Annotated in this window: 1 protein-coding gene; it reads right to left on the bottom strand. The window is 33.6% G+C overall.

Going from position 1 to position 426, the window contains the following annotated elements; translation table 11 throughout:
* Positions 1-7: 7 nt before the first annotated feature.
* A partial coding sequence (gene dapB, locus HMPREF3029_RS09450) for a 4-hydroxy-tetrahydrodipicolinate reductase (protein ID WP_070710231.1) occupies positions 8-426 on the bottom strand: 419 nt, incomplete at its 5' end.

Below are 426 nucleotides of genomic sequence, written 5' to 3'. Positions count from 1 at the left end.
ATTAATTTTACTCATTATAATTCACCTCTAAAATATCGTTTACATCATATAATCCGTGAGTTTTTGTCACGATAAATTGTGCAGCTTTTAAGCTACCTTCAGCAAATATTCGTTTAGAATATGCAGTATGTGTTAGTTCTAATACTTCATTTTCACCGAAGAAACTAACAGTATGTGTTCCGACAACTGTACCACCTCTTAGGGCGTGGATACCGACTTCATTACTTTCTCTTTTTGCCATACCCTCTCTACCGTAGTTTGCCGATAAAGTATTATCTCTACCATTATTTACCGCATCAAATAACATGTGAGCTGTACCACTTGGTGCATCTTTCTTTTTATTATGATGTGTTTCTGTAATTTCTATATCAAAATTTTGTAACGCTCGAGATACTGTTTCAGCAAGTTTTTCTAATATGTTAATAC

It is taken from the genome of Nosocomiicoccus sp. HMSC059G07 (assembly GCF_001815515.1).
Lineage (GTDB): Bacteria > Bacillota > Bacilli > Staphylococcales > Salinicoccaceae > Nosocomiicoccus > Nosocomiicoccus ampullae_A.
The sequence above is the reverse complement of the archived record's forward strand: the minus strand, read 5'-3'. Positions and strand labels throughout refer to the sequence as shown.